The organism is Nocardioides ferulae, from assembly GCF_003660455.1.
GTDB lineage: Bacteria > Actinomycetota > Actinomycetes > Propionibacteriales > Nocardioidaceae > Nocardioides > Nocardioides ferulae.
On the sequence record NZ_QZVR01000002.1, the window covers coordinates 529043 to 552767 of the forward strand.

The following is a 23725-nucleotide window of genomic DNA, read 5'->3' on the forward strand; positions in this document are numbered from 1 at the left end:
CGGCGGTCGGGGTCCCGGTGGCCCGTCCTGCCTCCCCGACGCGGTGGCGGGCCGGAAAGGTTCGGCCCGTCGAGAACTCCGGCCGATCCGGTGTCTCAGTCGCCCAACACCCGGCGCAGGTAGTCGTTGGCGAAGACCCGGTCGGGGTCGAGCCGGTCGCGCAGCGCGAGGAACTCCTCGAACCGCGGGTAGACCGGCGCCAGGTCGGCGGCGGTGAGGGTGTGCACCTTGCCCCAGTGCGGGCGCCCCTCGTGGGCGCGCAGCATCGGTTCGAGCAGCGCGAAGTAGGCGCGGTGGTCGGCGTCGCGGTGGGTGTGGAACGCCAGGTAGAGCGAGTCGCGGCCGGCCGCCGTCGACAGCGCGATGTCGTCGGCGGGCGCCACCCGGATCTCGACGGGGAAGCTGATCCGCAGCCCCGAGGAGTCGACCAGGCGCCGGGCCTCCCGCAGCACGTCGAGGCCGGCCTCGCGCGGCACGGCGTACTCCATCTCACGGAAGACCACGCGTCGCGGCGAGGTGAAGACCCGGTGGGCGACGTCGCTGTAGGTGCGGGCTCCGAGCACCCGGGCGCTGACCCGGTTCATCGACGGGATCACCCGCGGCGCGTGGTTGGCTCCGGCGGTCAGCCAGCCGAAGAGCGTGTTCGAGAGGAACTCGTCGTCCAGCCAGCCGCGGAGCCGGCCGACCGGCTCGGCCTCGGACAGGTCGGCGTCGAGCCGGTCGTTGCGCTTGGTGAGCATCCGGTCGGTGTGCGGGAACCAGTACATGTCGACGTGGTGGCTCTCCGCGGCCATCTGGTCGAAGGAGCCGAGCGCCTCCGCCCACGACATCGGCTGCTCGCGGGCCTCGAGGAGGAACGACGGCTCGACCCGGAAAGTCAGCGTGGTGAGGACGCCGAGGGCGCCGAGCCCGACCCGGGCGGCGGCGAACACCTCGGGGTTCTCCTCCGGGCCGGCCCGGAGCAGCTCGCCGGTGCCGGTGACCAGCTCGAGCCCGGCCAGCTGGGCCGCGAGCCCGGCCGCGATCCCGCCGGTGCCGTGGGTGCCGGTGGAGGTGGCGCCGGCCAGGGTCTGCTCGGCGATGTCGCCCATGTTGTGCAGGCTCAGCCCGAGCCGCTCGAGCTCGGCGTTGAGCACCTTCAGCGGCGTGCCCGCCCACGCGGTCGCCGTCATCGCCTCCCGGTCGACCGAGAGCAGCCCGGTCATGCCGCCGGGGGTCAGCATGGTGTGCTCGGGTGCGGAGATCGCGGTGAAGCTGTGGCCGGTGCCGACCATCTTCACGGTGCGGCGCTCGGCCCGGGCCCGCTCCACCTCGGCCACGACCTCGCCGACATCGCGCGGCTGCACCACCCGCTCGGGTCGCGCGCTCTCCAGACCGGACCAGTTGCTCCACTCCCGCATGCGCCGAACCCTAGGGGGTCGGCACCGCGTCGGCGGGCGCTTCGGCCGACGGGCCGGCGAGGTCGCGGTCGCGGGGGAGCAGTTGGGCCGCGAGCACGGCCACGAGTCCGGCCGCGGCGGAGACCAGGTAGGCCGGGCCGGCGCCGTAGTGGTCGATCACGAACCCGCTGATGGTGGCGCCCGGGGCGACCCCGGCGACCATGCCGGTCTGGATGATCGCCATCCCCTCGGTGACCCGGGTCTTCGGCACGGCCTCGACGGTCAGCGAGAGCGTCGCCACCATGGTGGGGGCGATCGCGAGCCCGCCCAGCAGCAGGATCAGCCCGAGTGCGGCGAGCGAGTCGACGAAGTACGGCGGCACCATGGCCGCGGCCATGCCCACCGAGCCCCAGCGCACCCGCGACGCGGGCCCGCGCCGCCAGGTGATCGCGCCGGTGACGACGCCGGCGGTGAGGCTGCCCAGGGCCCACAGGGCCAGCAGCCCGCCGGCGATGCTCGGCCGGCCCTGCTCCTCGGCGAACGCGACCGTGGTGACCTCCGCCGCCCCGAACAGGATGCCGAGCATGGCGCTGACCGCCGCGAGCGTGATCACGGTGCCCCAGGGCATCGCGGCCCGTGGCCCGCTCTCGGAGCGGCGCGGGTGCGCGGGCGGCTCGGTGCGTCGCTGGGCACTGAACGCCAGGCTGCCGGCGACCCCGGCGACCACGCCGACGGTGAGACCGGCCACCGGGTGCACGCTGGTGGCGAGCAGGGTGACCGCGATCGGGCCGAGGATGAACACCACCTCGTCGAGCACCGCCTCGAGCGCGTAGGCGGTCTGCAGCTCGGCTGGACGGGAGACCACGAACGCCCAGCGGGCGCGCACGCAGGAGCCGACCTGGGGGAGCGAGCCACCCGCGAGCGCGGCGAACAGGTAGGCGGTGGCCGGCGGCCAGCCGGACTCGACCGCCCACATCAGCAGCGCCATCGCGGCGCCGAACACGGCGCTGGCCACGACGAGCACCCGCCGCTGGCCGAGCCGGTCGAGCAGGCGTCCCTGGAGGATCGCGAGCACCGCGTTGGCGACCATGTACGCCGCGGAGACCGCTCCGGCCTGGCCGTAGGAGCCGGTCTCGCCGGCGACGAGCAGCACGATCCCGAGGCCGGCCATCGAGATCGGCAGCCGGGCCACCAGGCCGGTGAGGCTGAACGCCAGGGCGCCGGGGTGGCCCAGCACCCCGCGGTACGACGACAGCATCGTGATCCTCTCTCCCGGCGCAGGGTAGGACCCCGCCGCGACCCGCCGCCAATCCCCGCGGATCGCCGGGCTCCTACGATGAGGCCATGTCCTCGACGCCTACGACGCAGCAGCCCGCCCCCGACGTGAGCCCCTACGACGCACTGCTGCTGGTGTCGTTCGGCGGCCCGGAGCGCCCGGAGGACGTCGTGCCGTTCCTGGAGAACGTCACCCGGGGGCGCGGGATCCCGCGTGAGCGGCTCGAGGAGGTCGGCCAGCACTACTTCCTGTTCGGCGGCCGCTCGCCGATCAACGACCAGAACCGCGAGTTCCTCGACGCGCTGCGCGCCGACCTGGCCGGGGCCGGGATCGACCTCCCCGTCTACTGGGGCAACCGCAACTGGGACCCCTACCTGACCGACACGCTGCGCCAGATGGCGGCCGACGGCGTCACCCGGGCCGCGTGCTTCATGACCAGCGCCTACTCGTCGTACTCCAGCTGCCGGCAGTACCGCGAGAACCTGTTCGACGCGGTCGCGGCCCTCCCGGAGGGTGTCGCGGCACCCCGGCTGGACAAGCTGCGGCACTACTTCAACCACCCGGGATTCGTGGAGCCGGTGGTCGACGGGGTGCTGGCGGCCCTGGCCGACCTGCCCGAGCCGGAGCGGGCGGGGGCCGAGCTGGTCTTCGTCACGCACTCGGTCCCGACCGCGATGAACGACAGCAGCGGCCCCGACGGCGGCGCCTACCTCGAGCAGCACCGGAGCCTGGCGGCCGAGGTGGTCGACCGGGTGCGTCAGGAGACCGGCGTCGACCGGGAGCACGCGCTGGTGTTCTGCTCCCGCTCGGGAGCACCGCACGTGCCGTGGCTCGAGCCCGACGTCAACGACCACCTCGAGGCCGTGCACGCGCGTGGCGTGCCGGCCGTGGTGATGGTGCCGATCGGCTTCGTCTCCGACCACATGGAGGTCATCTACGACCTCGACACCGAGGCGATGGCGACCGCGGAGCGGCTCGGCCTCCCGGCCCGCCGCTCGGCGACGCCGGGCTCCGACCCTCGGTTCGTGGCCGCGGTGCGCGACCTGCTGGTGGAGCGCGCGGCGGTGGAGCGCGGCGGACCGGACGCCGACGGCATCTCCCGCCCCGCGGTCGGCAGCATCGGACCGATGTGGGACGCCTGCCCGCCCGGATGCTGCCCCAACCTCCGTGGGGACCGGCCGGCCCTGTGCGGCCGATGACCGCGGCCGCGGACGCGGGCCTTCCGGGGGGCCACGAGCTGATCGCCACCGCGCTCGAGGTGGCGCGCGCGGCGGCGGCGCTGGTGCGCGACCGAGCACGCGGGGAGGTGTCGGTCGCCTCCATCAAGTCCAGCGACACCGACGTGGTGACCGAGGTCGACCGCGCCGCCGAGGAGCTGATCCGCGGCCTGCTCGGTCGGCTTCGGCCGGGCGACGCCGTCCACGGCGAGGAGGGCGAGGACCTCGCCGGCAGCACCGGCGTCCGCTGGGTCCTCGACCCGATCGACGGCACCGTGAACTTCCTCTACGGCATCCCGCAGTACGCCGTCTCGGTGGCCGCCCAGGTGCTCGTCCCCGGTGCGCCGGAGGCCGGCACGGTCGCCGGGGTGGTGATCGACGTCGCGGCCGGCACCGAGTACGCCGCGTTCGTCCGCCCGGACGGCGAGATCTCGGCGACCCGCGACGGGAGGTCCCTGCGGGTCCGCGGGCCCGCGCCGCTGTCCCAGCGGCTGGTCGCCACCGGCTTCTCCTACGACGCCGGGGTCCGCGAGCTGCAGGCGCAGGCGCTGGTGCGGCTGCTGCCGCGGGTGCGCGACATCCGCCGGTTCGGCTCGTGCGCCCTCGACCTGTGCCACGTGGCCGAGGGTCGCTTCGACGGCTACGTCGAGGAGGGGGTGAACCTCTGGGACCACGCGGCGGCCGCGCTGGTCGCCCGGGGGGCCGGTGCCCGGGTCGAGGTCACCCGGGGCGCCGGCGGCGGCGAGGCCGTGGTGTGCGCGCCCGAGCACGGGTTCGACGAGCTCCGCCAGGCGGTCGCCGAGGCGGGCTACCTCGCCACCTGACCCGCTGCCCTGGGGTGTCAGGGCTGGGACCAAGGCTGGGAATAGCGCCCTGTCACCCACTGTTCATCGGGCACAACGTCCGTCCGGTGTGCGCTTTGATCGTTCCATGGTGCACAATCTGGCGCCGACTGGGGCACGGAACGGGCAGCAACTTCAGGAGTGAGGAACCACCACATGGCGACGGACTACGACGCACCGCGCAAGACCGAGGAAGACCAGTCCGAGGAGAGCATCGAGGAGCTCAAGGCTCGTCGCCACGACAAGAACTCCGGCAAGGTCGACGAGGACGAGGCGGAGGCCGCCGAGTCGTTCGAGCTGCCCGGCGCCGACCTGTCGCACGAGGAGCTCGCGGTCGAGGTCAAGCCCAAGCAGGACGACGAGTTCACCTGCATGAGCTGCTTCCTGGTCCACCACCGCAGCCAGCTGGCCGACGCCGAGAAGCTGATCTGCAAGGACTGCGTCTGACGCGAGCGCGTCCTCCTGCGTCCTACTGGCCGTCCTTGCGCAGCTCGGGGGGCAGGTGGCCGGTGGAGCGCGCGTAGTAGCCGGCGGCCTTGCGCTGCGCGAGCATCCGGGCCAGGCCGATGAGCAGGCCGCTGACGGCGGCCCAGGCGACGGCCTCCCAGATCTCCACGTCGGGGTCGGCGGGGTTCTCGGGCGGCTTCTTGCCGGTCGCCAGCTTCCATGTGGCGTCGGCCCCCTTCTTCGCCATCGCGGCCGCGCCGAGCGCGGCGACGAGTGAGAAGACGGACCACACCTTCGAGCCTCCGGATGCCATGGGGTGACCTTACCCAGCAGGGGCCTCGGCCACTCCCATCAGCCCTGCCGGCTCGCGCCGACCAGCTCGGTGACGGCCGCGGCGAGCCGGTCGGGGTGGCGGGTGCTGAGCAGCCAGTACGGCGTGGGGTCGGCCGGGTCGGTCAGCTGCACGCGCACCGCGCGCTTGAGGTAGGGCCGCAGCAGCAGGTAGGCCCGGGCATCGGCCTCGACACCGGCCACCCGGCGGGTCGCCTCGGGGTCCAGGGCCTCGGCGCCACCGAGGTGGCGGCCCTCGATCCGCGCCCGGCCGGCGCGCAGCGAGCCGTCGGCGACGGTGATCCGGGCGGCGCCGTAGCCGAGGAACCAGGCGGCGAGCAGCCCCAGGAGCAGCGCGGTGAAGCCGCACGCCCAGGTGAACGGCATCGCCACGACCATCGCCATCCAGAACGTGGCGATCAGCATCGTGCCCTGCACCCACCAGCGCAGCGGGACGCCCAGCCGCTCGTCGTACTGCTCTGCTCCGCTCACGAGGCGAAGTTTCCCATCCCCGGCGTGGGCGCCATGGCCTAGGGTCCGGGCCGTGCCTGCGCAGAGCTCTCCTGACCAGACCCCGACCCCCGACCTGCCGGTGCCCGCGGTGCGCCTGGACCCCGGCCTGCCGCTGCCGGCTTACGCGCACCCCGGTGACGCGGGCGCCGACCTGGTCACCACCGTCGACGTGACGCTGGCCCCGGGCGAACGCGCTCTGGTGCCGACCGGGGTGGCGCTGGCGCTGCCCGAGGGCTACGTCGCGCTGGTGCATCCGCGCTCGGGCCTGGCCGCCCGGCACGGGCTCTCCATCGTGAACTCGCCCGGCACCATCGACGCCGGCTACCGCGGGGAGATCAAGGTGCTGCTGGTCAACCACGACCCCGTCGCGCCGATCGAGCTCTCGCGCGGTGACCGGATCGCCCAGCTGGTCGTGCAGCGCTTCGAGCGGGTGCGATTCGTCGAGGTGGCGACACTCCCGGAGTCCGCCCGTGGCGAGGGGGGTTACGGTTCTACCGGAGGCTTCGGCCGCGCTTGAGCCTGGCAGGATCGGCGCGCCGGCTCCGCCCGGACGCCGCCAGGCGCCGACACCGTGCACCGTGCCGAGATGATGGCCGACAAGTTCGGCCGAGGAGAAGCGTGAAGTTCCGTCGCAAGTCGAGCGAGTCCGCGCCCGAGACAGCCCAGACCACCCCGGACGAGGCCGACGGGGGCGAGTCGCCGTCCGGCGGGGCGCTCGCGGGCGGTCCGTTCGACGCCGACGAGCTGCCCGACGACGGCGTCGAGCGTGTCGACCTGGGTGCGCTGCTGATCGCCACCGACGAGAAGCGCTCGCTGCGCATGCAGGTCGACGAGCGCACCGGCGAGGTGCAGGCGGTGCTGCTCGCGGCGCCGGAGGGTGCTCTCGAGCTGCGTGCGTTCGCCGCGCCCCGCAACGGCGACCTGTGGTCGGAGCTGCGGCCGCAGATCGCCGCCGACATGGCGCGGCGCGGCGGCACCGCCACCGAGCGCGAGGGTCGGTGGGGCACCGAGCTGGTCTGCCAGCTGACCGTGAAGCGGGGCGAGGGCACGGTCACCCAGCCGTCGCGCTTCATCGGGATCAACGGGTCCCGGTGGATGCTGCGGGCCACGCTCGTCGGCCGCCCGGCGATCGACTTCGAGCTGGGGGAGTCGTGGGAGGACGCGATCGCCCGGGTGGCGGTGCGCCGCGGCTCGGGGCCGCGCCCGGTCGGTGACCCGCTGCCGGTGAAGCTCCCCGAGGGCGCGAAGCCGGTGTCGGGTGCGGCCGCACCTGCTCCGCAGCCCGGGGCCCCGCGCCAGGCGTGACGCTGGTGTCCGCGATCCGGGGCCGGGGCACTACTGTCACCGCCATGGGTCAGGAGAAGGGGCGGCTGCGCCGTAGCCTGAGACAGTGGGCGAGCAGCAGCGACCAGCACGCCCGCGACCTGCGCCGCACCTACGGCGACACGGGCCTCGACACGATCGACACCGCTCCCGACCGGGAGCGGGTCCGGCTGCGCGGCGCGATCCGCACCGTGACGCTGCGCCCTCGCGGCGGGGTGCCGGCGCTCGAGGCCGAGCTCTACGACGGCACCGGCGTGATCATGGTGGTCTGGCTGGGCCGGCGACGGATCGCCGGGATCAGCCCGGGCCGGTCGCTGCAGGTAGAGGGCCGGATCGGCGTCCACGACGGAGCGCGGACCATGTACAACCCGCGTTACGAGCTCATCCCGTGACCGGGCCGGACCCAGACGCGAACCCGGAGACACAGGCCGACTCGCCGCCGGGCACGCCGGTGGCCCAGACCGCCGAGACGGTCGAGGCGTTGGTCCGCGGCCAGATCGCGCATGCGCTGGGCGGCCGGCGCGGCATCGTCGAGGCCGCCGTGCCGACGCTGGTCTTCACCGCGCTGTGGCTGACCACCCGCGAGCTGACCCCGGCCCTGGTGGTCAGTGTCGCCGCGGCGGTCGTGCTGCTGGTCGTCCGGCTGGTGCAGCGCTCCACCGTCCAGTTCGTGGTCAACGCGCTGTTCGGCATCGGCATCGGCTGGTTCTTCGTCTACCTCTCGGCGCGGCGAGGCGGCTCGGAGGAGGAGCAGGCACTGGCCTACTTCCTGCCCGGCATCCTCTACAACTCCGGCTACGCCGTGGTGCTGGCGCTGACCTGCCTGGTGGGCTGGCCGCTGGTGGGCTTCATGGTCGGCGCGGTCTCCGGAGACCCCACAGCGTGGCACTCCGACCGGCAGATCGTCCGCCTGTGCACGAAGCTCACCTGGCTGCTGGCTCTCCCGTGCTTCGTGCGGGTGATCGTCCAGGGACCGGTGTGGCTGGGCGGGCAGCACGGCTACCTCGACGCGGACACCGCGATCGGCGCCCTCGGCGTGCTCAAGGTGGCGCTGGGCTGGCCGCTGCAACTGGCGGCCCTCGGCGCGATGGCCTGGCTGCTGGGCCGGGGCCGCACCCCCGTGCGCGCGACCGGCTGACCGGCCGGGGCCGACGCCTCGGTCAGGCCCGGTGCTCCTTGGGCGCGAGCAGCTCCTCGAGTTCGTCCTCGTACTCGGCGTGCACGACGAACAGCAGTTCGTCGCCGGCCTCGACGGGCTGCTCGGCGTCGGGCACATAGACCTGGCCGTCGCGCAGGATCGTCACCAGGGCGGAGTTCTCGGGCAGCGGGATCAGCCCCGAGGGCTTGCCGACGTAGGGGGAGTCGGCCGGCAGCGTCATCTCGACCAGGTTGGCCGCGCCCTGGCGGAAGGTGAACAGCCGCACCAGGTCGCCGACGGTCACCGCCTCCTCGACCAGCGCCGACATGATCCGCGGCGTCGAGACGTTGACGTCGACGCCCCAGGCCTCGGTGAACAGCCACTCGTTGTTGGGGTGGTTGACCCGGCCGACGGTGCGGGGGACGCCGAACTCGGTCTTGGCGAGCAGCGAGGTGACCAGGTTGGCCTTGTCGTCGCCGGTGGCGGCGATCACGACGTCGCACTTGTCGAGGCGGGCCTCCTCGAGCGAGGAGAGCTCGCAGGAGTCGGCGAGCAGCCACTCGGCGTCCGGCACCCGCTCGGGCTTGATCGACTCGGCCTTCTTGTCGATCAGGAGCACCTCGTGGCCGTTCTGGATCAGCTCCCGGGCGATCGAGCGGCCCACGGCGCCGGCTCCGGCGATGGCGACTCTCATGATCCGTGCTCCTCGGGGCCGTTGGCGATGACCTTGTAGGTCAGCGGCGCGTTCTCCTCGCGCAGTGCCAGATGCAGCACGTCGCCCTCCTGGATGACGCTGTCGCGGCTCGGGAGCACGCCCTCGCCGAGCCGGTCGATCCAGGCGATCCGGCTCTTGGACTGCATCTGGAACTCGATGGTCCGGTGCCCGATCCACGGCTCGGGCGCCGGCACCTGGTCGACCCGGATGGTGCCGGACATGTCGCGGAAGTCGGGCTCGGCGCCGGCCGGCAGCAGCCGGCGCAGCACCTGGTCGGCGGTCCACTTCACGGTGGCGACCGTGGTGATGCCCAGCCGCTGGTAGACCTCGGCGCGGCCGGGGTCGTAGATGCGGGCCACGACCTGCTGGATGCCGAAGGTCTCCCGCGCCACCCGGGCGGCGATGATGTTGGAGTTGTCTCCGCTGGACACGGCGGCGAACGCGTCGGCGCGGCGGATGCCGGCCTTCTCGAGCACCTGCTGGTCGAAGCCGTAGCCGGTCACCTTGTCGCCGTTGAACCCCGGGCCGAGCCTGCGGAAGGCGTCGGGCTCGGAGTCGATCACCGACACGGTGTGGTTGCGGTCCTCGAGGCTGCGGGCGAGCGTGGATCCGACGCGACCGCAACCCATGATGACGACGTGCACGGCGTCACGGTATCCCAGGCCGCGGGGGCGTACCCTTGCCGCTCGTGGGTGTCGGCGATGTGTCCAAGCGGATCCTGCTCGGGCGCAAGCTCCGGAGCTCCCAGATCGGGGAGACGCTGCTGCCCAAGCGGATCGCGTTGCCGGTCTTCGCCAGCGACGCGCTCTCCTCGGTGGCCTACGCCCCCGACGAGGTCTTCATCATGCTGTCGCTGGCCGGGGTCTCGGCGTACGCCTGGTCCTGGAAGGTCGGCATCGCGGTCGCGCTGGTGCTCGCCGCGGTCGTGATGTCCTACCGGCAGACGGTGCACGCCTACCCCAGTGGCGGGGGCGACTACGAGGTGGCCACGGTCAACCTCGGGCAGACCGCCGGGATCACCGTCGGCAGTGCCCTGCTCGTCGACTACGTGCTGACGGTGGCGGTGTCGATCTCCTCGGGGGCGCAGTACGCCGCGTCGGCGATCCCGGCGATCAGCGGCCACGAGGCGACCTTCGCCTCCGCGCTCGTGTTGGGGCTGATGGCGATGAACCTGCGCGGCATCCGCGAGTCGGGCACGCTGTTCGCCGTCCCGACGTACGCGTTCATGGTCGCGCTGCTGGGCATGTGCCTGCTCGGGCTCTACCAGTTGGCCACCGGCAGCCTCCCCGACGCCGAGAGCGCCGACCTCACGATCGCGCCGGCCCCCGACTGGGACGAGCCGCTGACCACGCTGGGCCTGCTGGTGCTGCTGGCGCGAGCCTTCTCGTCTGGCTGTGCGGCGCTGACCGGCGTCGAGGCGATCTCCAACGGGGTGCCGGCCTTCCGGCGCCCCAAGAGCCGCAACGCCGCCACCACGCTGCTGATGCTCGGCATGATCGCGGTCACGATGATGATCAGCGTCATCGTGCTCGCCCGGCAGATGGGCGTGCGCTACGTCGACCCCCACGACGTCGACCGGCTGCTGCGCGACGGCGAGCCGGTGCCGGCCGACTACGACCAGCACACGCTGATCGCGCAGATCGCCGACGGCGTCTTCCACGGCTTCCCGCCCGGGTTCTACCTGGTGGTCACGATCACCGGCGTGATCCTGGTGCTGGCGGCGAACACCGCCTTCAACGGGTTCCCGGTGCTCGGCTCGATCCTGGCCAAGGACGGCTACATGCCGCGGGCGCTGGGCTCGCGCGGCGACCGGCTGGCCTACAGCAACGGCATCGTGTTCCTGGCGCTCATGGCGATCGCCCTGATCCTGGCCTTCGACGCCCAGGTGACCCGGCTGATCCAGCTCTACATCGTCGGCGTCTTCGTCTCGTTCAACCTCAGCCAGCTGGGCATGATCCGGCACTGGACCCGTGCGCTGAAGCAGACCCGCGATGCTGTGGAGCGTCGCCGGATGCAGCGTTCCCGGGTGATCAACGCGGTCGGTCTGGCCTTCACCGCGGTGGTCCTGGTGATCGTGTTGATCACCAAGTTCCTCGAGGGTGCCTGGATCACGATCCTGGCGATGGGTTTCTTCTTCGTGGTGATGAAGGCGATCCGCACCCACTACGACCGGGTGAACGCCGAGCTGGCCGCCGACGAGGAGGACAAGGTCCTGCCCACGCGGGTGCACGCGATCGTGCTGGTCTCGAAGCTGCACAAGCCCACGCTGCGGGCGCTGGCCTATGCCAAGGCGTCGCGGCCCAACGTGCTCGAGGCGGTCTACGTCGCCGCCGACGACAGGGCGACCAACAAGCTCCTCGACGAGTGGGAGGAGCGCAACACCGGCATCCCGCTGAAGGTGCTGCACTCGCCCTACCGCGAGCTGGTCAAGCCGATCATCGACTACACCACCGAGATCCGCCGGGCCAACCCGCGTGGGGTGGTGGCGGTCTACATCCCCGAGTACGTCGTCGGCCGCTGGTGGGAGCAGCTGCTGCACAACCAGACCGCGCTGCGGCTCAAGGGCCGGCTGCTGTTCTCACCGGGCGTGATGGTGATCTCGGTGCCCTTCCAGCTGCGCTCCTCCGAGCTGGCCCGCGACCGTCAGGAGCGGGAGCTGGACCGGGTGATGGCCGGCGACCTGCGCCGCGGCAACGTGCGCTCCAACGGCCGGCAGATCCAGCGGTGAGCCGTCAGGTCCGGGCCCGCCGTCCGCGTGGCGCCTCGCGGGTGGGTGCCCGGTTCGAGGTCGTCGTCGGACCGGTCGCCCATGGGGGGCACTGCGTGGCCCGGGTGCCGGACGAGCAGAGCCCGTCGGGCACCCGGGTGGTGTTCGTGCGGCACACCCTGCCGGGGGAGCGGATCGTGCTCGAGGTGACCGAGGGCACCGAGGGCGACCGGTTCTGGCGCGCCGACGCGGTCGAGGTGCTGGAGGCTTCGCCCGACCGGGTGGCGGCGCCGTGCCGGCTGGCCGGCCCCGGCCTCTGCGGCGGCTGCGACTTCCAGCACGTGACGCTGGAGCGGCAGCGGGGCCTCAAGGCCGACGTGGTGCGCGAGCAGCTGAGCCGGCTGGCGGGGCTCGATGTGCCGGTCGAGGTGGAGGCGGTGCCCGCCCCGCCCGGTGACCCGGCGGCCGCCGACGTCGATCAGGGTCTGCGCTGGCGCACCCGGGTGCAGTGGGCCAGCGGCCCGCGCGGCGAGCGCGCGCTGCGCAAGCACCGCTCGCGCGAGGTGGTCGTGGTCGACGACTGCCCGATCACCCGCCGCGACGCGCGCGACGCCGCCGCGCGCGGCACGGTCGTGGAGCGGGTCGACGCCGCGGGTGCGGTGCACGGCTTCGAGGTCGACGCCGACGGCTTCTGGCAGGTGCACCCCGGTGCTCCCGCCACGCTGGTCGAGGCGGTGCTCGCGGCGCTGGCGCCGCGGCCGGGGGAGCGGGTGCTCGACCTGTACGCCGGGGTGGGGCTGTTCGCGCGCTTCCTCGCCGACGCCGTCGGTCCGGGCGGCCGGGTCGTCGCGGTCGAGGCCGACCGCCGGGCCGCGGGGCACGCCGCGGCCAACCTGGCCGGCGCCGCCGAGGTCGCCCGCGGGCCGGTCGACCGGGTCCTCGCGACGGCGTACGACGAGCCGTTCGACCTGGTGGTGCTCGACCCGCCGCGGGAGGGCGCCCGGCGCCCGGTGGTGGAGCAGGTGGTGGCACGCTCCCCGCGGGGGGTCGCCTACGTCGCGTGCGACCCCGCCGCGTTGGCCCGCGACGTCGGCATCTTCGCCGAGCACGGCTACAACATGAGCGGGTTGCGGGCCTTCGACCTCTTCCCGATGACGCACCATGTCGAGTGCGTCGCGCTGCTGGAGAGAACCGACTCTGACCTGCGGTGACGCGATCCACGATCGACGAGCCGCACCCAGCGCGCCCCGAGACCCAGGAGACTCCGGTGACCCGTAGCGTCCGCACGTTCTGCCGGATCTGCGAGGTCCACTGCGGCCTGGTGGTTGAGGTCGAGCCCGACGGCTCTGCGACCGGCGAGCGTGTCACCAAGGTCAGCCCCGACCGCGACCACCCGGTCTCGCAGGGCTACTGCTGCGTCAAGGGTCTCGGGCTCGGCGCCCTGCACCACGACCCCGACCGGATCGACGTCCCGCTCAAGCGCGTCGACGGCGAGCTGGTCGAGATCGGCTGGGAGCAGGCGCTGAGCGAGATCGGCGCGAAGGTGCGGTCGCTCGTCGACGAGCACGGACCGCGGGCGCTGGCGCTGTACCAGGGGAACCCGACGTTCTTCTCGCTCCAGGGCACGCTCATGTCCACGGCCTACGTGGAGGCCCTCGGCTCGCCCAACGTCTTCGCCTCGCACTCCATCGACGTCAACACCAAGTTCCACGTGTCGACCGAGATGTACGGGCTCTCGCTCGTGCACCCCGTGCCGGACTTCGACCACCTCGAGCTCTTCGTGTGCCTGGGCTCCAACCCGCTGGTCAGCCAGATGTCGGTGCTCCAGGTCGCCGACGCCGCGGGCGTGCTGAGCTCGGTCGTCGACCGGGGAGGTCGCGTGGTGATCGTCGACCCGCGGCGCACGGAGACGGCCAAGCGCGTCGGGGAGCACGTGCCGATCCGCCCGGGCACCGACGCCTACCTGCTCGCGGCGATGCTGCACGTGCTGACGCACGAGATCGGCCTCGACCTCGCCCCGGCGCGCAGGGTCGCCCGCGGGGTCGACGACTTCGTCGCCGCGGCCGCGCCGTGGACCCCCGAGCGCGCCGAGTCGGTCACCGGCATCGCAGCCGCGACGATCCGCGACCTCGCGACCTCGTACGCCGCCGCCTCGACCGGCAGCGGCAAGGGGGCCGCGCTCTACTGCTCGACCGGCGTCAACATGGGCCCGTTCGGGTCGGTGGCCTACTGGTTGATCCAGGGCAGCAACCTGATCACCGGAAACCTCGACCGCCGCGGCGGGCTGCTCGTGCCGCGCGGCGCCTTCGACACCCTCCGACTGGCCGAACTGGTCGGGCTGGGTCGCTTCGACGAGCATCGCACCACCGACGGTCGCTGGCACCGCGTGGCCGGCGCCTTCCCCGTCGCCGCCCTCGCCGACGAGATCACCACCGAGCACCCCGACCGGGTCCGCGCCCTCTTCGTGACCGGGGGCAATCCGGTGCACTCGGTGCCCGGCGGTGCGCTGGCCGACGCCCTGCCCCGACTCGACCTCATGGTGAGCGTCGACCTCTACCGCAACGAGACCGCGGCGTACGCCGACTACGTGCTGCCGGCGACCGACATGCTCGAGCGCAGCGACTTCCCGGCCTCCCACCAGTCACTGCAGATCGTGCCGCACGCCCAGTGGACCCCGGCGCTCGTCGAGCCGCTCGCCGAGCGCCGCACCGAGTGGCAGATCTTCTACGACCTGGCGATCGCCTCGGGGGTACGACCGTTCGGCACGACCGCAGCCCACGTCCTCCCGCACCTCAACCGGCTGCTGCGCCGATTGCCGCGAAGCCCGCAGGTGACGTTCGACCACCTGCTGGCCGTGCTCCTCCGCTGGGGACGACGGACGACGCTCGGCGAGCTCAAGCGCCACCCCGAGGGCGTGCTGCTCCCGGCGACCGAGCCGGGCTCGTTCCTCGGCAGGCGGGTTGCCACCGACGACGGCCTGGTCGACCTCGCCCCCGCTGATCTCGTCGCCGACCTGGCGCGCCTGGAGGCGAGCGAGGCCTCGCTGTCCCGCACCGGTGTGCTGCGGCTGGTCGGCCGCCGCGATCGGCGCTCGCACAACTCCTGGATGCACAACAACCCCCACATCCGTCAGCCCGACGGCAACACCGCCCTGCTGCACCCCGACGACGCTGCCGAGCGAGGCATCGCCGACGGCTCGCGCATCGAGGTCAGCAGCCCGGCCGGAGCGATCGAGGTGACCGTGGCGCTCACCGGCGACGTCGCCCGTGGTGTCGTCGTCGTGCCCCACGGCTGGGGCCACGCCACCACGGGGCCCCGACGGGCCCGCGCCCTGGCCGGGGCCAACGTCAACACCGTCGTGCCCGGGGGCGCTGCCCAGATGGACCCCGTCTCGGGCCAGGCCATCATGTTGGCCCACGAGGTCGAGGTCCGGGCGCTCGACCGAGCTGCGGGCGAGGTCCGAGTTCAGCCCGCGAAGGGACGGACGGGCCTGCCCTGAACTCCCGGCTCGACGGTGAACAGCGCGCCAGCCGACGGGTCGTGGTCAGGGTCGAGTCCTGCGCGGGAGGTCGTGATGAAGAGCTGGGTCAGCGAGTCACCGCCGAACGTGCAGGCCGTGACCTGCCCGGTGGGCACCTCGACCACAGCATCCAGCTCTCCGTCCGGGGAGTAGCGATGCACCTGTCCGGCGCCGAACAGCGCTACCCAGACCCCTCCCTCCGCGTCCACCGTGAGCCCGTCGGGGTTGGCGACCTCCGGGTCGACGAAGTCGCTGAGGTCGACGAACGCACGCCGGCCGGTGAGGGTGGTCGGTGCGGTCCAGTCGAAGCAGTCGATGCGTCCGGTCGCCGTGTCGGCGTAGTAGGTGAGCGTCGCGTCGGGTGACCACTCCAGGCCATTGGACACCGTGACGTCCGCGAGCACCGTCGACGTGCTCAGGTCAGGGTCGAGTCGCACCAGTGACGCCACGCCCGGCGACTGGTCGTAGGCCATCCCGCCCGCCCAGAACGCGCCGTCCGGGGCACAGCCGCCGTCGTTCATCCTGATCAGCTCGCTGGCCCACACCTGGGGGAGGGGCAGCAACGTCCCGTCGGGCTCTTCGAGGACGAAGCCCCGCTCGACGGCGATCACGGCGCCGCCCTGTCGCCTCGGCCGGATGCACGCGGCCACATCCCCCACGTGACGCCGCTCCACCGCGGACCCGACCTCTCCGTCGGCGAAGGAGAGAACGTCCCCGGCAAGCAGGTCGACCCAGCGCAGTCCGCCCCACGTCGAGGACCAGCACGGTCCCTCCGCGTGGTGGGCGAGCGCGGCGGTGAGCTGTTCGGCCTTCACCTGAGACTCCCTGAAGTGCGATGGCGTCCGGAACGGGCGTGGTCCGACCACGAGGGTCGTCGCCGGCCACGCGGCTGGCGCTCCCGCAGCCTAGTGCCGGCTCGCGCATCCACCCGCCGGCATGTATCTTGATATCAAGACACATTAGAGATGGTTGCCTGGGTACAGGCAAGGCGAGCCTTACTTCGACCGTCGGCGCGACCGGCGGCAAGATGGGTCGGACGACCACCGCGCAGGCGAAGGAGAGATGGCTGATGGCCAGTCAGGACAGCTTCGGTGCCAAGAGCACCCTGGACGTGGACGGCACGTCGTACGAGATCTTCCGCCTCGATGCGGTGACCGGCGAGGGGCTCGACGTCGACAGCCTCCCGTTCAGCCTCAAGGTGCTGCTGGAGAACCTGCTGCGCACCGAGGACGGCGCCAACATCACCGCCGACGACATCCGGGCGCTGGCCGGCTGGGACGAGACCGCCCAGCCCGACAAGGAGATCCAGTTCACCCCGGCCCGGGTGATCATGCAGGACTTCACCGGCGTCCCCTGCGTGGTCGATCTGGCCACGATGCGCGAGGCGATGGCCGAGCTCGGTGGCGACCCCGCGAAGATCAACCCGCTGGCCCCCGCCGAGATGGTCATCGACCACTCGGTGATCGCCGACGTGTTCGGCACCCCGGAGTCCTTCGAGCGCAACGTCGAGATCGAGTACGAGCGCAACCGCGAGCGCTACCAGTTCCTGCGCTGGGGCCAGGGCGCCTTCGACGACTTCAAGGTCGTCCCCCCGGGCACCGGCATCGTGCACCAGGTCAACATCGAGCACCTCGCTCGCACCGTCTTCACCCGCGAGGTCGACGGCGAGCTGCAGGCCTACCCCGACACCTGCGTCGGCACCGACTCCCACACCACGATGGTCAACGGCATCGGCGTGGTCGGCTGGGGCGTCGGCGGCATCGAGGCCGAGGCCGCGATGCTCGGCCAGCCGGTCTCCATGCTGATCCCGCGCGTGGTCGGCTTCAAGCTGTCCGGCGAGCTCCCCGAGGGCTCCACGGCCACCGACCTGGTGCTCACGATCACCGAGATGCTGCGCCAGCACGGCGTGGTCGGCAAGTTCGTCGAGTTCTACGGCGAGGGCGTCTCCGCGCTGCCGCTGGCCAACCGCGCCACGATCGGCAACATGAGCCCCGAGTTCGGCTCCACCATCGCGGTGTTCCCCATCGACGAGCAGACCATCGACTACCTGCGCCTGACCGGCCGCGACGAGCAGCAGCTGAAGCTGGTCGAGGCCTACGCCAAGGCCCAGGGGCTGTGGCACGACCCGGCCGCCGAGCCGCGCTACAGCGAGAAGCTCGAGCTCGACCTCGCGTCCGTCGTCCCCTCGATCGCCGGCCCCAAGCGCCCCCAGGACCGGATCCAGGTCACCGACGCCAAGGCCTCCTTCCGGGCCTCGCTCGCCGACTACGTCGAGGGCGAGGAGGAGAACGGGTACGACGAGTCGGTCGCCGAGACCTTCCCGGCCTCCGACCCGGCCACCACGAACGGCCACGGCCAGTCCGCGCCGCCGAGCGACCACCTCTCGGCCGCGCCGCGCGACGGCGGACGCCCCAGCAACCCCGTCGAGGTCACCCTCGCCGACGGCACGAAGTTCACCCTCGACCACGGCGCGGTCACCATCGCCGCGATCACCTCCTGCACCAACACCTCCAACCCGTCGGTGATGATCGGGGCGGCGCTGCTGGCCAAGAAGGCGGTCGAGAAGGGGCTGCAGCGCAAGCCGTGGGTCAAGACCACGCTCGCCCCCGGCTCGAAGGTCGTCAGCGACTACTACGAGCGGGCCGGCCTCACGCCGTACCTCGACAAGCTCGGCTTCAACCTCGTCGGCTACGGCTGCACCACCTGCATCGGCAACTCCGGCCCGCTGATCCCCGAGGTCTCCGCGGCCGTCAACGAGGGCGACCTCGCGGTCACCTCGGTGCTGTCGGGCAACCGCAACTTCGAGGGCCGGATCAACCCCGACGTGAAGATGAACTACCTCGCGTCCCCGCCGCTGGTCGTCGCCTACGCGCTGGCCGGCTCGATGGACGTCGACCTGTTCACCGACCCGCTCGGCCAGGACTCCGACGGCAACGACGTCTTCCTCAAGGACATCTGGCCCTCGCCCGCCGAGGTGGAGCGCGTGATCGGCGAGGCCGTGAGCGCCGACATGTTCGACAGCTCCTACGCCGACGTGTTCGCCGGCGACGAGCGGTGGCGCTCGCTGCCCACTCCCGAGGGCAAGACCTTCGCCTGGGACCCCGAGTCGACCTACGTCCGCAAGCCCCCGTACTTCGACGGGATGCCCGACGAGCCCACCCCGGTCACCGACATCGAGGGCGCCCGGGTGCTGCTCAAGCTCGGCGACTCGGTCACCACCGACCACATCAGCCCGGCGGGGGCCATCAAGAAGGACTCCCCGGCCGGCCGCTACCTCGCCGAGCACGGCGTCGAGCAGCGCGACTTCAACTCCTACGGCTCGCGCCGCGGCAACCACGAGGTGATGATCCGCGGCACCTTCGCCAACATCCGGCTGCGCAACCAGCTGGCCCCGGGCACCGAGGGCGGGTTCACCCGCGACTTCACCGCCGGCGGCGAGGTGACCTCGGTCTTCGAGGCCTCCGAGCACTACATCGCGGCCGGCACCCCGCTGGTCGTGCTGGCCGGCAAGGAGTACGGCTCCGGCTCCTCGCGCGACTGGGCGGCCAAGGGCACCGCGCTGCTCGGGGTGAAGGCGGTCATCGCCGAGTCCTACGAGCGCATCCACCGTTCGAACCTGATCGGCATGGGCGTGCTCCCGCTGCAGTTCCCCGAGGGCCAGAGCGCCGAGTCGCTCGGGCTCACCGGCGAGGAGACCTTCTCGTTCACCGGGGTCACCGAGCTCAACGAGGGCCGCATCCCCAAGACCGTCAAGGTCAAGGCCGGCGACGTGGAGTTCGACGCGGTCGTGCGCATCGACACCCCCGGTGAGGCGTCCTACTACCGCAACGGCGGCATCATGCAGTACGTCCTGCGCAGCCTGCTCAAGGGCTGAGCGGCACGCGCCACGGGGCGCCGGTGACCACCTGGTCGCCGGCGCCCTGGCGATTTCCGGCGCCGGCCCCTCCTTGTGGAGCGCTCGTCGCGTGATAGGGGTGAGACCGGACCGAGGAGGACCCATGCCCACCCTGCAGGAGCGACTGGGCGACCTGGCCAGTGAGGCGCCGCTGCGTCAGCACCCTGGCGACCTGTGGCAGCGGGGGCGGCGGCTGCACCGCCGGCGGACCGCGACAGCCGCCGCGGCACTGCTGGCGCTGGTGGTCGCACTGTCGGTGGGGATGCTGCCGTTGCTCGGGAATGGGCCGGGAGAGCCGCTGCCCGCCGACCGGGACACCGCCGACCTCCACCTGCCCCGCACCGTCCACGCGCCCCATCCCTGGGCCCGCGGCACCGCGGATGCCGGGCAGATCGGCCCGCTCGCCGCGGTCGGCCTGGCGCACCGCAATCTTCCCGACGGGGTGTTCGGTGAGCGGCGCGAGCAGGCGCTGTTCGGTGTCTCCGCCGTCGACGGGACGAGCCGGTGGCTGGAGGAACCGGAGCTGTCGGCCGATGTCGAGATGCAGAGCCTCGTGGGGTGGTTCGCCCTCTCTCCGGACGGGCGCTGGCTCGGCTGGGTGCGACACGAGCCTGCCCCCGAATCTGACACCTTCGTCGCGCTCCGATCGGTGACCGGCTGGGCGGTGATGGACACCCTCACGGGTGAGGTGCGCGAGCTCGAGGATCCCCGAGCCCCCCGCCCGCTGGGCACCGATGTGTTCGAGATCGAGTTCAGCGGCGACTCGCGCTATCTGCTCACCAACTACTCCCGCACGGGGAACGACAGCCGCAGCGACCGGCTGGTGGCCTGGGACGTGACCACGGGGGAGAGAATCCCCGTCGAGGAGGACGGCCACTATTGGCTGCCCTCGCTCGGATCGGCGCCTACCGGCGTGGTGTGGTCGCGCGGACGCGACGTCCACCGAGTCGACCCCGCCTCGGGGCGACGGAGCACCGTCACGCTGCCCGGCGACGTAGTCGAGGCCAGCTGGGGGCCCGACGACCGGGCGATGGCCTGGATCGAGGACCCGGAGGGCAACGGCCCCTGGGCGCTGCGTGCCGGTCCCTCCATCGACGCCATCGAGCCGATGTCCCTGGGCGTCCAGCCCAGCCAGCTCCTCGGGTGGACCGACGACCGGCACGTCGTGGTGGGTCACGACCGACAGGACGTCCGCATCGTCGACGTGGTCACCGGCACCGTCGAGCGAGAGCGCGTCGAGGCCGGGGGCGGGGTGATCTCGGTGCCGCTGCTGGCTGCCGACCTGTGGGCGAACGACCTCGTCGAGGCGGGGGAGCCGCCGACCGCGCGCGACCCGCGACGCCCGTGGTACGTCGCCGGCGGGGTCGCTGTGGGAGCCGGGATCTTGGTCGTCCTGGTCCTGCTGGCCCGCAGGAGGCTCCGTGCCTGAGCCCGACCAGCGCGGTTTCGAGCAGTACGTCGCGGCGCGGATGCCGGCGCTGCTGCGCACGGCGTACCTGCTCACCGGCGGCCACCACGACGCCGAGGACCTCGTGCAGGTGGCTCTGCTGAAGGTGGTGCCGAAGTGGCGGCGGATCGCCGACGACCCCGACGCCTACGTGCGCCGGGTGCTCGTCAACGAGAACGTCTCGCGCTGGCGTGGGCGGCGGTGGCGCGAGGTGCACACCGACCGGGTGCCCGAGCGCGCCGCCGACACCGAGCCGACCGACGACCGGCTGGTGCTGCGGCAGGCGCTCGCGGGCCTGGCGCCCCGGCAGCGGGCGGTGATCGTGCTGCGCTACTTCGACGACCTCACCGAGCGCGAGACCGCCTCCGTGCTCGGCATCAGCGTCGGCACCGTGAAGTCCCAGGCGCGCGACGGCCTGGCCCGGCTGCGGACGGTCCTGCCCGAGCTCGACCAACCTGATCAGGCGCTCGGTCAGGTGCCCGATACCGTGACGCCATGATCGTGGCGTTCAGCATCAGCCCGTCCGTCGGCGACGAGACCGGAGGTGTCTCCGAGGCGGTGGCCGCCGCGGTCCGGGTGGTCCGCGAGTCCGGCCTGCCCCACGAGACCAACGCGATGTTCACCAACCTCGAGGGGGAGTGGGACGAGGTGATGGCCGTCGTGAAGCGCGCCGTCGACGCCGTCGCCGCCGTCTCCCCGCGGGTCTCGCTGGTGCTCAAGGCCGACATCCGGCCCGGGTTCACCGGCGAGCTGACCGCGAAGGTCGAGCGCCTCGAGCGAGCGCTGGGGGAGTAGGCAGACTCAGCCGGCCACCCCGAGCCGGTCGAGCAGCCAGGCCGCGACCTCGGCCTCGTAGGCCAGGTGGCCGAAGCGCCCCGACGGGCCGGCGTGCGCGCCGGCACCCACCTCGCAGCGGAACAGGCAGCGCGGCGACCAGTCCGGGTCGCTCGCGCGCAGCGCCGCTACCCACTTGGCCGGCTCGTGCACCCCGACGCGCGGGTCGTGCAGGGCGCCGGTGACCAGCAGGTCCGGACGCCGCCCGGCCGGCGGCAGGTTGTCGTACGGCGAGTAGGCCAGCATCCAGGCGTGGTCCTCGGGCCGGCGCGGGTCGCCCCACTCCTCCCACTCGTTGGCGGTGAGCGGGGCCGACTCGTCGAGCATCGTGGTGACCACGTCGACGAACGGCACCTCGGCGACCACGGCCCGCCACAGCTCGGGGCGCTGGCTCAGGACCGCGCCCTGCAGCAGGCCCCCCGCGCTGAGCCCGCGGCTGGCGATCCGATCCGCGTCGACGAGCCCGGCGAGCTGGTCGGCCGCGGCCAGGTGGTCGTCGAAGGTGTGCTGCTTGCGCTCCAGCCGCCCGTCCAGCCACCAGCGGCGGCCGCCCTCGCCACCGCCGCGCACGTGCACGTGGGCGAAGACGACGCCGCGGTCCAGCAGGCTCGGGAGCGCCGGGTCGAAGTCGGGCTCGAAGGTGTACTCGTAGGCGCCGTAGCCGTAGAGCAGCGCCGGGGCCGTGCCGTCGAGCGGAGTGTCGCGGTGCCGGACCAGGGTGACCGGCACCGGCGTGCCGTCGACCGACAGGACCCGTCGTCGCTCCGTGACGTAGCGGGCCGGGTCGTGCCCCGGTGCGAGCTGGCGGCCCAGCTCGGTCTGCTGGCCGGTCGCCAGCTCGACCGACCACCACACCGACGGCTGCACGTGGGACCGGTCATCGATGCTGACTCGCCCGGCGTCGTAGTCGGTGCTGCGGAGCAGGTGCACGGCGCCGCCGGGGAATCTGCTGCGCACCACGATGCCGGGTCCGGCCAGGTCATCGAGGGGCAGCAGCCGCAACCGGTGCTCGGCCTCGGTGCGGACGCTGAGCACCACGTGGCCGGCGAACGCGTCGACCCGCTCGACCCGCTCCGCCGGGTCCTCGGGCCGGACCGTGGTCCAGCTGCCTGCGTCCTGGTGACCCGAGGTCGGCACGGGCGCGCGTACGAGCCGGAACTCCTCGGCGTCGTCGTTGGTGACGACCAGCAGGTGCCCGGGGTCGCCGGATGCGGCCCCGCGGACGTGCTCGGCGCGGTAGACGACTCCGTGCCGCCTCCCGCCCACCGACCACGCCTGCCGCTCGGGGTCGCCGGCGTCGAGGACCCAGGTCTCCGAGGTCGACCGGCTCTCGCTGAGCACGATCACCGCCTCGCCGCTGCGGCTGGCTCGCAGGTGCAGCTCGAAGGACTCGTCGGGCTCGGTGAGCACCAGCACGTCGTCCGCGGGGGAGCTGCCGATCCGGTGCCGCCACACCTGGTGCGGCCGGTAGGCCTCGTCGTGCACGGTGTAGAAGAACCATCGGGAGTCGGCGCTCCAGGCCCCGCCGTAGTAGCTGCGCGGGATCTCCTCTCCGAGGTCGCGACCGGAGGCCAGGTCGCGGAACCGGAGCCGGTAGACCTCCTCGCCCACGGTGTCGACGGAGTAGGCCAGCAGATTCTCGTCGGGGCTGACCAGAGTCACCCCGAGCTCGAGGTAGCCGCTGCCGTCGCCCAGCGTGGCCACGTCGAGCAGCACCTCGATGCCAGGGGCGCGGATTTCGTCGTTACTCGGGGTATCCGCCTGTGAATTCGTTGCCGAATCTCCGCGAATCGTGTGAATTCTGCGCACCAACTGCGCGTAGTCGCTTCCGTCGAGGTGCCGGGTGTAGTAGGAAAAGCGGGTACGCCGCCACCCCGGACTGATCTCCTCGGGCGGGACCCGCGCGGCCATCTCCTCCCGCAGCACCGAGGTCAGGGGGCCCAGATGGGCACACGCAAGGTCGTAGAAGGCCCGCTCGGCGCGCAGGTGCGCCAGCACCTCGGGGCGGCCGGTCTCGGCCAGCCAGGCGTAGGCGTCGGGCCGCACCGCTCCGTGCTCGCGGTGCTCGTGGGGGCGGCGCGCCGCCACGGGGGGCTGGGGGTCGGGCACGCGCGACAAGGTACGCCGCCGCGCCGGCTCCCC

Annotated in this window: 22 protein-coding genes; 14 read left to right on the plus strand and 8 right to left on the minus strand. The window is 72.7% G+C overall.

The genetic code is table 11. The annotated features are described in order from the left end of the window. Positions 1-95: 95 nt before the first annotated feature. On the minus strand, positions 96-1400 hold the full coding sequence (locus D6B71_RS05535) for a D-arabinono-1,4-lactone oxidase (RefSeq protein ID WP_121252771.1): 1305 nt from the start codon (positions 1398-1400) through the stop codon (positions 96-98). Between the two features lie 10 nt (positions 1401-1410). Beyond that, on the minus strand, positions 1411-2637 hold the full coding sequence (locus tag D6B71_RS05540; protein ID WP_121252773.1) for an MFS transporter: 1227 nt from the start codon (positions 2635-2637) through the stop codon (positions 1411-1413). 86 nt (positions 2638-2723) lie between these two features. Between D6B71_RS05540 and D6B71_RS05545 the strand changes: the two genes are divergently transcribed. The 3 genes from D6B71_RS05545 to D6B71_RS05555 all read left to right on the plus strand — a co-directional run bounded on the left by D6B71_RS05545 (position 2724) and on the right by D6B71_RS05555 (position 5161). Continuing rightward, the gene (locus tag D6B71_RS05545; RefSeq protein WP_121252775.1) at positions 2724-3854 is read left to right on the plus strand and encodes a ferrochelatase; all 1131 of its coding nucleotides are present in this window, start codon (positions 2724-2726) and stop codon (positions 3852-3854) included. Next, entirely contained in the window at positions 3851-4696 is an 846-nt protein-coding gene (locus D6B71_RS05550; protein ID WP_121253013.1) for an inositol monophosphatase family protein, read from the plus strand. Before D6B71_RS05545 ends, D6B71_RS05550 begins: the two co-directional genes overlap by 4 nt. A 174-nt stretch (positions 4697-4870) precedes the next feature. Continuing rightward, a complete protein-coding gene (locus tag D6B71_RS05555; protein ID WP_121252777.1) occupies positions 4871-5161 on the plus strand; it encodes a DUF4193 domain-containing protein in 291 nt (96 codons plus the stop codon). A 22-nt stretch (positions 5162-5183) separates the two neighbouring features. On the opposite strand, the gene D6B71_RS05560 is transcribed toward D6B71_RS05555, so the two are convergent. Next, positions 5184-5474: a DUF4235 domain-containing protein gene (locus D6B71_RS05560; RefSeq protein WP_121252779.1), complete on the minus strand. Its 291-nt coding sequence runs from the start codon at positions 5472-5474 to the stop codon at positions 5184-5186. A 38-nt stretch (positions 5475-5512) separates the two neighbouring features. Continuing rightward, positions 5513-5983: a DUF3093 domain-containing protein gene (locus D6B71_RS05565; protein WP_121252781.1), complete on the minus strand. Its 471-nt coding sequence runs from the start codon at positions 5981-5983 to the stop codon at positions 5513-5515. A 133-nt stretch (positions 5984-6116) separates the two neighbouring features. On the opposite strand from D6B71_RS05565, the gene dut reads away from it, so the two are divergent. The 4 genes from dut (at position 6117) to D6B71_RS05585 (ending at position 8465) form a co-directional block, all read left to right on the plus strand. Beyond that, a complete protein-coding gene (dut, locus tag D6B71_RS05570; protein ID WP_240641168.1) occupies positions 6117-6521 on the plus strand; it encodes a dUTP diphosphatase in 405 nt (134 codons plus the stop codon). 101 nt (positions 6522-6622) lie between these two features. Next, positions 6623-7309, plus strand: a complete 687-nt coding sequence (locus D6B71_RS05575) for a DUF3710 domain-containing protein (protein ID WP_121252783.1) — start codon at positions 6623-6625, stop codon at positions 7307-7309. A gap of 44 nt (positions 7310-7353) precedes the next feature. After that, positions 7354-7719: an OB-fold nucleic acid binding domain-containing protein gene (locus D6B71_RS05580; RefSeq protein WP_121252785.1), complete on the plus strand. Its 366-nt coding sequence runs from the start codon at positions 7354-7356 to the stop codon at positions 7717-7719. Beyond that, the gene (locus D6B71_RS05585) at positions 7716-8465 is read left to right on the plus strand and encodes a DUF3159 domain-containing protein (RefSeq protein WP_121252787.1); all 750 of its coding nucleotides are present in this window, start codon (positions 7716-7718) and stop codon (positions 8463-8465) included. Before D6B71_RS05580 ends, D6B71_RS05585 begins: the two co-directional genes overlap by 4 nt. Positions 8466-8487: 22 nt before the next feature. On the opposite strand, the gene D6B71_RS05590 is transcribed toward D6B71_RS05585, so the two are convergent. Next, complete coding sequence (locus D6B71_RS05590) at positions 8488-9159, minus strand: potassium channel family protein (RefSeq protein WP_121252789.1); 672 nt, start codon at positions 9157-9159, stop codon at positions 8488-8490. Then, positions 9156-9824, minus strand: coding sequence for a potassium channel family protein (locus D6B71_RS05595; protein ID WP_121252791.1), 669 nt, complete (start codon positions 9822-9824; stop codon positions 9156-9158). The genes D6B71_RS05590 and D6B71_RS05595 overlap by 4 nt, the downstream gene beginning before the upstream one ends. Positions 9825-9868: 44 nt before the next feature. Here D6B71_RS05595 and D6B71_RS05600 point away from each other — a divergent pair, with 44 nt between their 5' ends. From D6B71_RS05600 to D6B71_RS05610, 3 genes are read left to right on the plus strand one after another with little or no spacing between them, the layout of a single operon-like run. Beyond that, the gene (locus tag D6B71_RS05600) at positions 9869-11908 is read left to right on the plus strand and encodes an APC family permease (protein WP_164519545.1); all 2040 of its coding nucleotides are present in this window, start codon (positions 9869-9871) and stop codon (positions 11906-11908) included. Further along, positions 11905-13098, plus strand: a complete 1194-nt coding sequence (locus D6B71_RS05605; RefSeq protein ID WP_121252795.1) for a class I SAM-dependent RNA methyltransferase — start codon at positions 11905-11907, stop codon at positions 13096-13098. Before D6B71_RS05600 ends, D6B71_RS05605 begins: the two co-directional genes overlap by 4 nt. A 56-nt stretch (positions 13099-13154) precedes the next feature. Then, positions 13155-15386, plus strand: a complete 2232-nt coding sequence (locus D6B71_RS05610; RefSeq protein ID WP_164519546.1) for a molybdopterin-containing oxidoreductase family protein — start codon at positions 13155-13157, stop codon at positions 15384-15386. On the opposite strand, the gene D6B71_RS05615 is transcribed toward D6B71_RS05610, so the two are convergent. Further along, positions 15353-16222, minus strand: coding sequence for an SMP-30/gluconolactonase/LRE family protein (locus D6B71_RS05615; RefSeq protein ID WP_121252799.1), 870 nt, complete (start codon positions 16220-16222; stop codon positions 15353-15355). The genes D6B71_RS05610 and D6B71_RS05615 overlap by 34 nt on opposite strands. Positions 16223-16476: 254 nt before the next feature. Between D6B71_RS05615 and D6B71_RS05620 the strand changes: the two genes are divergently transcribed. The 4 genes from D6B71_RS05620 to D6B71_RS05635 all read left to right on the plus strand — a co-directional run bounded on the left by D6B71_RS05620 (position 16477) and on the right by D6B71_RS05635 (position 21544). After that, a complete protein-coding gene (locus D6B71_RS05620; protein ID WP_121252801.1) occupies positions 16477-19281 on the plus strand; it encodes an aconitate hydratase in 2805 nt (934 codons plus the stop codon). A 124-nt stretch (positions 19282-19405) separates the two neighbouring features. Then, the gene (locus D6B71_RS05625) at positions 19406-20731 is read left to right on the plus strand and encodes an NHL repeat-containing protein (protein ID WP_121252803.1); all 1326 of its coding nucleotides are present in this window, start codon (positions 19406-19408) and stop codon (positions 20729-20731) included. Then, positions 20724-21248: a SigE family RNA polymerase sigma factor gene (locus D6B71_RS05630; RefSeq protein ID WP_121252805.1), complete on the plus strand. Its 525-nt coding sequence runs from the start codon at positions 20724-20726 to the stop codon at positions 21246-21248. Before D6B71_RS05625 ends, D6B71_RS05630 begins: the two co-directional genes overlap by 8 nt. Further along, positions 21245-21544, plus strand: a complete 300-nt coding sequence (locus tag D6B71_RS05635; RefSeq protein WP_121252808.1) for a thiamine-binding protein — start codon at positions 21245-21247, stop codon at positions 21542-21544. The genes D6B71_RS05630 and D6B71_RS05635 overlap by 4 nt, the downstream gene beginning before the upstream one ends. Before the next feature lie 6 nt (positions 21545-21550). Here the strand turns inward: D6B71_RS05635 and D6B71_RS05640 are convergent, their stop codons facing one another. Then, positions 21551-23692 (minus strand): prolyl oligopeptidase family serine peptidase, encoded by a 2142-nt coding sequence (locus D6B71_RS05640; protein WP_164519547.1) that lies wholly within the window; start codon positions 23690-23692, stop codon positions 21551-21553. Positions 23693-23725 lie beyond the last annotated feature (33 nt).